The organism is Pseudomonas sp. Je.1.5.c (assembly GCF_051129895.1).
GTDB classification, from domain to species: domain Bacteria; phylum Pseudomonadota; class Gammaproteobacteria; order Pseudomonadales; family Pseudomonadaceae; genus Aquipseudomonas; species Aquipseudomonas urmiensis.
In genome coordinates, this window is sequence record NZ_JBCPSP010000045.1 from 32,416 (window position 1) to 41,372 (window position 8,957).

Consider the following 8,957-nt stretch of genomic DNA (forward strand, 5'->3'; position numbering starts at 1 on the left):
TGTTGATGGGCAGGGCGCTATCTTAAGGGCAGCCAAGTCCGAGAGGGCGACGCCGATTGTTAGCACTCGTTGCCGGTGCGCCCTGGCATGATTCGGGTTTATGATGGCGCCAGCCGAAGAATAGCCCTTCATGGAGTGCGCAATGCAGACCCTGTACCCGCAGATCAAACCCTACGCCCGGCACGATCTGGCCGTGCAAGCGCCGCATGTGCTGTATGTCGATGAGAGCGGTTCACCGGAAGGTCTGCCAGTGGTGTTCATCCACGGAGGGCCGGGTGCCGGCTGCGACGCGCAGAGCCGCTGCTATTTCGATCCAAACCTGTATCGCATCATTACCTTCGATCAGCGCGGTTGCGGCCGTTCCACGCCGCACGCGAGCCTGGAGAACAACACGACCTGGCATCTGGTCGAGGACCTGGAGCGCATTCGCCAGCACCTGGGCATCGACAAGTGGGTGCTGTTTGGCGGCTCCTGGGGTTCGACCCTGGCCCTGGCCTACGCCCAGACCCACCCCGAGCGCGTGCATGGCTTGATCCTGCGCGGCATCTTCCTGTGCCGCCCGCAGGAGATCCGCTGGTTCTACCAGGAAGGTGCCAGCCGCCTGTTCCCTGACTATTGGCAGGACTACATCGCGCCGATCCCCGCCGATGAACGCGACGACCTGGTCAAGGCCTTCCACAAGCGCCTGACCGGCAACGACCAGATCGCCCAGATGCACGCGGCCAAGGCCTGGTCGACCTGGGAGGGCCGGACCGCGACCCTGCGCCCCAATCCGCTGGTGGTCGATCGTTTCTCCGAGCCACAGCGCGCACTGTCGATCGCCCGGATCGAGTGTCACTACTTCACCAACAATGCTTTCCTGGAGCCGGACCAGCTGATCCGCGACATGCCCAAGATCGCCCACCTGCCAGCGGTGATCGTGCATGGCCGCTACGACGTCATCTGTCCGCTGGACAACGCCTGGGAGCTGCATCAGGCCTGGCCCAACAGTGAGCTGAAGGTTATCCGCGATGCCGGTCATGCCGCGTCGGAGCCCGGTATCACCGATGCGTTGGTGCGCGCTGCCGATCAGATGGCCCGGCGCCTGCTCGACCTGCCCTTGGAAGAAGCATGAAAGGTTTGCTGCAGCGAGTGCGCGGGGCGCGAGTCGAGGTAGAGGGGGAGATCGTCGGTGCCATCGACCAGGGTTTGCTGGTGCTGGTGGCAGTCGAGCCTGAAGATACCCGTGAACATGCCGATAAGCTGTTGCACAAGCTGCTCAACTACCGGGTGTTCAGCGATGCCGACGGCAAGATGAACCTGTCGCTCAAGGACATCGGCGGCGGCTTGCTGCTGGTGTCCCAGTTCACCCTGGCGGCAGATACGCGTAGCGGCATGCGCCCGGGCTTCTCGACTGCCGCGCCACCGGCGCTGGGCGCCGAGTTGTTCGACTATCTGCTGGCGCGCGCACGGACCTCGCACGAGGACGTTGCCAGCGGTCGTTTTGGCGCCGACATGCAGGTGCACCTGGTCAATGATGGCCCCGTAACATTTATGTTACAAATCTGAGGCGAAATAACCCCCTGTTTGCAGGAAAACAAGGGGGTTTGTACGATAAATAGTTTGTACAGCCTGATGCGTTGTAACGCGGCCTGCTGGATAATCGCGCGCTGCGTGAACCTGCGTTCGCAGGTTCGTTTCACCTTGACTCGAGCATTGTCTGGATCCGTTTGGGGAATCATTACGCCCTCACGGGGTCCGAACAGTGCTCGCCAACCCGGCATTGGTCGCTGGCCGTTGGTTTCATGATCTGTTTTCGGCGAGGGTTGCTCGTGATTGTAAGTCCCTGTAATGCACCAAGAATCCCCGGCAATCGGCTGCGCAAGGCCCTGGCGGCTGGCGTAGCACTGGTCGGCCTGATGAGCGCTGGCCAGCTGTGGGCATTCAATCTTGACGATGTTGCAGCCAAGGCAAAGGATCTGGCCGGCCAGAAGTACGAAGCACCGAAGAGCAATCTGCCGGCGGTGTTCCGCGACATGAAGTACGCCGATTACCAGAAAATCCGCTTCCTTCAGGAAAAGGCCGAGTGGGCCAAGGACAAGACGCCGTTCAAGCTGTCCTTCTACCACCAGGGCATGCACTTCGACACACCGGTGAAGATCAACCAGGTCACCGCCACCAAGGTCGAGGAAATCAAGTACGACCCGAGCCGCTTCGAGTTCCAGGACGTGCCGCACGACGCCAAGACCGTCGAAAACCTCGGCTACGCCGGTTTCCGCGTGCTCTACCCGATCAACAAGGCCGACAAGCAAGACGAGATCATGACCTTGCTTGGCGCCAGCTATTTCCGCGTCGTCGGCAAGGGCCACGCCTATGGCCTGTCGGCCCGTGGCCTGGCCATCGACACCGCGCTGCCGTCCGGCGAAGAATTCCCGCGTTTCACCGAGTTCTGGGTCGAGAAGCCCAAGCCCGCCGACAAGCACCTGGTGATCTACGCCCTGCTCGACTCGCCGCGTTCCACCGGCGCCTACAAGCTGACCGTGCGCCCGGGCAACGACACCATCGTCGACGTCAAGTCGCGCATCTACCTGCGTGATCACGTCAGCCGCCTGGGTATCGCGCCGCTGACCAGCATGTACCTGTTTGGCCCTAACCAGCCCTCCAAGGTCATGAACTACCGTCCGGCCCTGCACGACTCCGAAGGCCTGTCGATCCATGCCGCCAACGGCGAATGGCTGTGGCGCCCGCTGAACAACCCGAAACACTTGGCTGTGAGCAACTTCAGCGTCGAGAACCCGCGTGGTTTCGGCCTGATGCAGCGTCACCGCGCCTTCAGCGACTATGAAGACCTCGATGACAACTACCAGAAGCGTCCAAGCACCTGGATCGAGCCTAAGGGCGACTGGGGCAAAGGCACCGTCGATCTGGTCGAGATCCCGACCGCCGACGAGACCAACGACAATATCGTTGCCTTCTGGAGCCCGGAGACCCTGCCAGAGCCAGGTAAACCAGCCGACTACGACTACCGCCTGCACTGGACCATCGACGAGCCTAAGTTCCAGGCCCCAGAGCTGGGTTGGGTCAAGCAGACCCTGCGTTCGACCGGTGACGTCAAGCAGTCCAACCTGATCCGTCAGCCGGACGGCAGCGTGGCTTTCCTGGTCGATTTCGCTGGCCCCGCCCTGGCTGCGTTGAAGGAAGACGCCAAGGTGCGTAGCCAGATCAGCGTTGGCGACAACGCTGAGGTGGTCGAGAACAATCTGCGCTATAACCCAGAGACCAAGGGCTGGCGCCTGACCTTGCGCCTGAAGATCCAGGACCCGAAGAAGTCCACCGAGATGCGCGCTGCCCTGCTGCAGGACGTTCCGGTCGAAGCACCTAAGCCGGCCAAGGACACCAAGCATGACAAGGCTGCGGCCAAGCATGCCAAGGCTGAAAAGCCTGCCGAGCAACCAGCCGCCGATGCGGCGTCCACCAACGGGGCCCCGGCCACCACCGAGAAGGTGCTGACCGAAACCTGGAGCTATCAGTTGCCTGCCGATGAGTAACTCAAGCGCAAGGCCAGAATCGCTTGGCGAGTACCTGGCCCACTTACCACTGAGCGACGAGCAGCGGGCGGAACTCGCCAACTGCGCCTCGTTCAGCGAGCTGCACCAACGCCTGGCGGCCAATCCGGCCGCCACTGCCACCGAGGCCGTACAGGCCTCTGTGGGCCCACGCCTGACCGTGGGCAGCGCCGCCGAGCTGGAAGACGCCGAAATGCTCGGCGTCGACGGCAGCGGTCGGCTGTGCTTGAAGATCGCCCCGCCGATCAAGCGCACCCGGGTTCTGCCCGAGCCATGGCGCACCAACATCCTTGTGCGCATGTGGCGGCGCATGACGGGCCGCACCAACGCACCGCAGCCGCCCAAACGCGAACTGCCGCCAGCGCGCTGGCGCTGGGTCGGCTCGCTGCGTCGCTATATCTTGCTGGCGCTGATGCTCGGTCAGACCATCGTTGCCGGCTGGTACATGAAAGGCATCCTGCCGTACCAGGGCTGGTCGTTCGTCGATCTCGACGAGATCATGAACCAGTCGCTGTGGGACACCGTCGTGCAGGTCTGGCCGTATGCATTGCAGACCTCCATCCTGATTCTGTTCGGTATCCTCTTCTGCTGGGTGTCGGCGGGCTTCTGGACCGCGCTGATGGGCTTCCTCGAGCTGCTCACCGGGCGTGACAAGTACAAGATCTCCGGCAGCAGTGCCGGTAGCGAGCCGATCGCCGCCGAAGCGCGTACCGCGCTGGTAATGCCGATCTGCAACGAAGACGTGCCACGGGTGTTTGCCGGTCTGCGCGCGACCTTCGAGTCGGTGGCCGCCACCGGCAACCTCGATCGGTTCGATTTCTTCGTGCTCAGCGACACCAACGATCCAGACATCGCCGTTGCCGAACAGCAGGCCTGGCTGGACGTGTGCCGCGAGGCCAAGGGCTTTGGCCGCATCTTCTACCGCCGTCGCCGCCGTCGCGTCAAACGCAAGAGCGGCAACCTTGACGACTTCTGCCGTCGTTGGGGCAGCGAGTACAAGTACATGGTGGTACTCGACGCCGACAGCGTGATGAGTGGTGACTGCCTGAGCAGCCTGGTGCGCCTGATGGAGGCCAACCCGGATGCCGGCATCATCCAGACCGCGCCGAAGGCCTCGGGGATGGACACCCTGTACGCGCGACTGCAGCAGTTCGCTACCCGCGTATACGGCCCGCTGTTCACCGCTGGCCTGCACTTCTGGCAGCTGGGCGAATCGCACTATTGGGGGCACAACGCGATCATTCGGATGAAGCCGTTCATCGAGCACTGCGCCCTGGCGCCGTTGCCCGGTAAGGGCGCCTTCGCCGGTGCGATTCTGTCCCACGACTTCGTCGAAGCGGCGCTGATGCGTCGGGCCGGCTGGGGAGTGTGGATCGCCTACGACCTGCCAGGCAGTTATGAAGAGTTGCCGCCCAACCTGCTCGATGAGCTCAAGCGCGACCGGCGTTGGTGCCATGGCAACCTGATGAACTTCCGCCTGTTCCTGGTCAAGGGCATGCACCCGGTACACCGTGCGGTGTTCCTTACCGGGGTGATGTCGTACCTGTCGGCGCCGTTGTGGTTCTTCTTCCTGGTGCTGTCGACCGCCTTGCTGGCGACCAACACCCTGATGGAGCCGCAGTACTTCATCGAGCCGTTCCAGCTCTACCCGTTGTGGCCACAATGGCACCCGGAGAAGGCCATTGCGCTGTTCTCCACCACCATCGTGCTGCTGTTCCTGCCCAAGCTGCTGAGCATCATCCTGATCTGGGCCAAGGGCGCCACCGAGTTCGGTGGGCGGATCAAGGTCACCCTGTCGATGCTGATCGAGATGCTGTTCTCGATGCTGCTGGCGCCGGTACGGATGATCTTCCATACCCGCTTCGTCCTGGCCGCGTTCCTCGGCTGGGCGGCGACCTGGAACTCGCCGCAGCGTGACGACGACTCCACCCCGTGGAGCGAAGCGGTGCGTCGCCATGGTCCACAGACCCTGTTGGGCTTTGCCTGGGCCGCGTTGGTGGCCTGGTTGAACCCAAGCTTCCTGTGGTGGTTGGCGCCGATCGTTGGTTCGCTGGTGCTGTCGATCCCGGTTTCGGTGATCTCCAGCCGGGTGCGCCTGGGCCTGCGGGCCAAGGACGAGAAGCTGTTCCTCATTCCTGAGGAATACGCGACCCCGCACGAGCTGTTGGCGACCGACCAGTACACCCACGAGAACCGCTGGCATGCGCTGCATGACGGCTTCGTGCGGGCAGTGGTCGACCCACGCCAGAACGCTTTGGCCTGCGCGATGGGGACTGCCCGGCATGGCCAGGCGGCACCGATCGAAGCGCTGCGTGAAGAGCGCATCGCCAAGGCGTTGGAAGTCGGGCCGAAAGGGCTGGACGGCAATACCCGTCTGGCGCTGTTGAGCGATCCGGTGGCGCTGTCGCGTCTGCATGAGCGGGTCTGGGCCGAGCACAATTCGGCCTGGATCGATGTTTGGCGCAACTCGATCAACAGCGATCCGCATTCGCCGCTGTTGCCGTTGCATCCGGAGAATGAGGCACAGCCTTCCTTGGTAGGTGCCTGATCCAGCATGGGGGCCGCTTTGCGGCCCTTCGCGGGCAAGCCCGCTCCCACAGGGTTCGATGCACGACCTGTAGGAGCGGGCTTGCCCGCGATGGGCTGCAAAGCAGCCCATAGGCCTATTTTGGCCAACAAAGTCCCCCCAGGCTCTAGGTCCCGAGCCGCGCATGCGTTAGCATCCCATCCGATATTTCGCAGCGGTCTGTAGGACCGTTACTGCCAACAATAAGATTCGTACTCTTTTCGCTAGGGGACTTGGTGATGATGAAGAAATACCTGTCGCGACTGCTGGTCGGCGTCACCGCGCTGGTCGCAGTGGCCAGCGCCCAGGCCGGCGCCATCGACGACGCGGTCAAGAGCGGTACCCTGCGGGTCGGCATGGACCCGACCTACATGCCCTTCCAGATGACCAACAAGCGCGGTGAAATCATCGGCTTCGAAGTGGACATCCTCAAGGCCATGGCCAAGTCCATGGGCGTCAAGCTCGAGACCGTCTCCACCGCCTACGACGGCATCATCCCAGCCCTGCTGACCAACAAGTTCGACATGATCGGCAGCGGCATGACCCTGACCCAAGAGCGCAACCTGCGCCTGAACTTCAGCGAACCGTTCATCGTCGTCGGCCAGACCCTGCTGATCCGCAAGGAGCTGGCGGGTGAGATCAAGTCGTATAAAGACCTGAACAACGAGAAGTACCGCGTTACCTCCAAGCTCGGCACCACCGGCGAGATGGTCACCAAGAAGCTGATCAGCAAAGCCAAGTACCACGGCTACGACAACGAGCAGGAAGCGGTGATGGACGTGGTCAACGGCAAGGCTGATGCCTTCGTCTACGACGCGCCGTACAACGTGGTGGCGGTGGAGAAGGCCGGCGCTGGCAAGCTGCTGTTCCTCGAAGAACCTTTCACCTACGAGCCGCTGGCTTTCGGCCTGAAGAAAGGCGACTACGACAGCATCAACTTCATCAACAACTTCCTGCACCAGATCAAGCATGACGGGACCTACGATCGTATCCACGACAAGTGGTTCAAGAACAAGGACTGGCTGAAGGAAATGGAATAAGCAGGCCACAAGCCTAGGCTTTGATCCCAACGCGCAGGCAAACCCTGCGCGTTCGCATTTACGGAAGTACCCCACGTGATCAAACACAAGAAAGCCCAGTGGCCCTGGCACGCGCTGACCGCGCTGGTGCTGGTGGGCCTGGCGATCAGCCTGTACTTCGCCACCTCGTTGATGTCCTACGAGTGGCGCTGGAACCGCGTTCCCCAGTACTTCGCCTACCAGGCCGAAGAGGCTCAGCGCGCAGCCAGCTATGGCACCGTGCAGGACATCGTCCTGCAAGGCGACAGCGCCCGCGTCACGCTCAAGGGCGAGGATGGCCAAGAGCAGGTGCTGGACGTGGCCAAGGACAGCCTGCAACTGAGCCGCGGTGACGACGTCGCCGAAGGCGATCAGATCGGTGTAACCCGGCACTGGGCGGCCGGTCCGCTGGCCTGGGGCCTGTGGACCACGCTGTGGCTGTCGGTGGTGTCCGGTGCGTTGGGCCTGGTGATCGGCCTGATCGCCGGTTTGTGCCGGTTGTCGAACAACCCGACCCTGCGTGACTTGTCGACGGTCTACGTCGAACTGGTACGCGGCACACCACTTTTGGTGCAGATTTTCATCTTCTACTTCTTCATCGGCACTGTGCTCAATCTGTCTCGCGAGTTCGCTGGGGTGGCGGCGCTGGCGCTGTTCACGGGCGCCTACGTCGCGGAGATCGTGCGCGCCGGTGTGCAGTCGATTGCCAAGGGGCAGAACGAGGCGGCGCGCTCGCTGGGCCTGAATGCCGGGCAGTCGATGCGTCATGTGATTTTGCCGCAGGCGTTCAAACGCGTACTGCCGCCGCTGGCTGGGCAGTTCATCAGCCTGGTCAAGGACACCTCGCTGGTCTCGGTCATCGCCATCACCGAGCTGACCAAGAGCGGTCGCGAGGCGATCACCACCTCGTTCTCGACCTTCGAGATCTGGTTCTGCGTGGCAGGCCTGTACCTGCTGATCAACCTGCCGCTGTCGCACCTTGCCAGCCGGCTCGAGCGGAGGCTTGCGCAAAGTGATTGAAGTCCGTGATCTGTTGAAAGTGTTCGACACCCGCGGCCAGGTGGTGCGTGCGGTGGACAACGTCACCACGCAGGTGGCCAAGGGCGAAGTGGTGGTGGTGCTGGGCCCGTCGGGCTCGGGTAAATCGACCTTCCTACGCTGCCTCAATGGCCTGGAGCACTTCGATGCCGGTCATGTGTCGATCAATGGCCTGCAGCTGGATGACCCCAAGACCGACATCAACGCCTATCGCCGCGAAGTCGGCATGGTGTTCCAGCATTTCAACCTGTTCCCGCACATGACCGTGCTGGAGAACCTGTGCCTGGCGCAGAAAGTCGTGCGCAAGCGCAACAGGACGGACCGCGAAGCCAAGGCGCGGGCGCTGCTGGAAAAGGTGGGCATCGGCCAGAAAGCCAACGAGTATCCATCGCGGCTCTCCGGTGGCCAGCAACAGCGGGTAGCGATTGCTCGGGCGCTGGCGATGGACCCGAAGGTGATGCTGTTTGATGAGCCGACCTCGGCGCTGGACCCAGAGATGGTTGGCGAAGTGCTGGACGTCATGAAGACCCTGGCGCAGGAAGGCATGACCATGGTCTGCGTGACCCACGAGATGGGCTTTGCCCGCGAAGTGGCTGATCGGGTGCTGTTCTTCGATCACGGCAAATTGCTGGAAGACTCGGCGCCGGTGGCGTTCTTCGATTCGCCGAAGGATCCGCGCGCCCAGGCGTTCCTGCGTCAGGTGCTGTAAGACGCAGAGAGCGTTTGCGTGGGAGCGGGCTTGCCCCGCGT

At 62.6% G+C, this 8,957-nt stretch carries 7 protein-coding genes; all 7 read left to right on the forward strand.

The window, feature by feature from the left end; all coding sequences use genetic code 11:
- The first annotated feature begins 142 nt into the window (after positions 1-142).
- The 7 genes from pip to AAZU54_RS23555 all read left to right on the forward strand — a co-directional run bounded on the left by pip (position 143) and on the right by AAZU54_RS23555 (position 8,916).
- Positions 143-1,114: a prolyl aminopeptidase gene (gene pip, locus AAZU54_RS23525; RefSeq protein ID WP_312151336.1), complete on the forward strand. Its 972-nt coding sequence runs from the start codon at positions 143-145 to the stop codon at positions 1,112-1,114.
- Entirely contained in the window at positions 1,111-1,548 is a 438-nt protein-coding gene (gene dtd, locus AAZU54_RS23530) for a D-aminoacyl-tRNA deacylase (RefSeq protein WP_186557635.1), read from the forward strand. Before pip ends, dtd begins: the two co-directional genes overlap by 4 nt.
- 263 nt (positions 1,549-1,811) lie before the next feature.
- Entirely contained in the window at positions 1,812-3,527 is a 1,716-nt protein-coding gene (locus tag AAZU54_RS23535; RefSeq protein ID WP_217838544.1) for a glucan biosynthesis protein G, read from the forward strand.
- On the forward strand, positions 3,520-6,093 hold the full coding sequence (mdoH, locus tag AAZU54_RS23540) for a glucans biosynthesis glucosyltransferase MdoH (protein ID WP_186557636.1): 2,574 nt from the start codon (positions 3,520-3,522) through the stop codon (positions 6,091-6,093). The genes AAZU54_RS23535 and mdoH overlap by 8 nt, the downstream gene beginning before the upstream one ends.
- 260 nt (positions 6,094-6,353) lie before the next feature.
- Entirely contained in the window at positions 6,354-7,151 is a 798-nt protein-coding gene (locus AAZU54_RS23545) for a transporter substrate-binding domain-containing protein (protein WP_186557389.1), read from the forward strand.
- Positions 7,152-7,226: 75 nt separating this feature from the next.
- Positions 7,227-8,189: an amino acid ABC transporter permease gene (locus AAZU54_RS23550; RefSeq protein WP_186557343.1), complete on the forward strand. Its 963-nt coding sequence runs from the start codon at positions 7,227-7,229 to the stop codon at positions 8,187-8,189.
- On the forward strand, positions 8,182-8,916 hold the full coding sequence (locus AAZU54_RS23555) for an amino acid ABC transporter ATP-binding protein (protein ID WP_186557390.1): 735 nt from the start codon (positions 8,182-8,184) through the stop codon (positions 8,914-8,916). The genes AAZU54_RS23550 and AAZU54_RS23555 overlap by 8 nt, the downstream gene beginning before the upstream one ends.
- Positions 8,917-8,957 lie beyond the last annotated feature (41 nt).

Bases quoted from the DNA above. Each gene is read 5' to 3' on its own strand.
- pip (WP_312151336.1), top strand. From the start codon at position 143: ATGCAGACCCTGTACCCGCAGATCAAACCCTACGCCCGGCACGATCTG.
- mdoH (WP_186557636.1), top strand. From the start codon at position 3,520: ATGAGTAACTCAAGCGCAAGGCCAGAATCGCTTGGCGAGTACCTGGCC.
- AAZU54_RS23545 (WP_186557389.1), top strand. From the start codon at position 6,354: ATGAAGAAATACCTGTCGCGACTGCTGGTCGGCGTCACCGCGCTGGTC.
- dtd (WP_186557635.1), top strand. From the start codon at position 1,111: ATGAAAGGTTTGCTGCAGCGAGTGCGCGGGGCGCGAGTCGAGGTAGAG.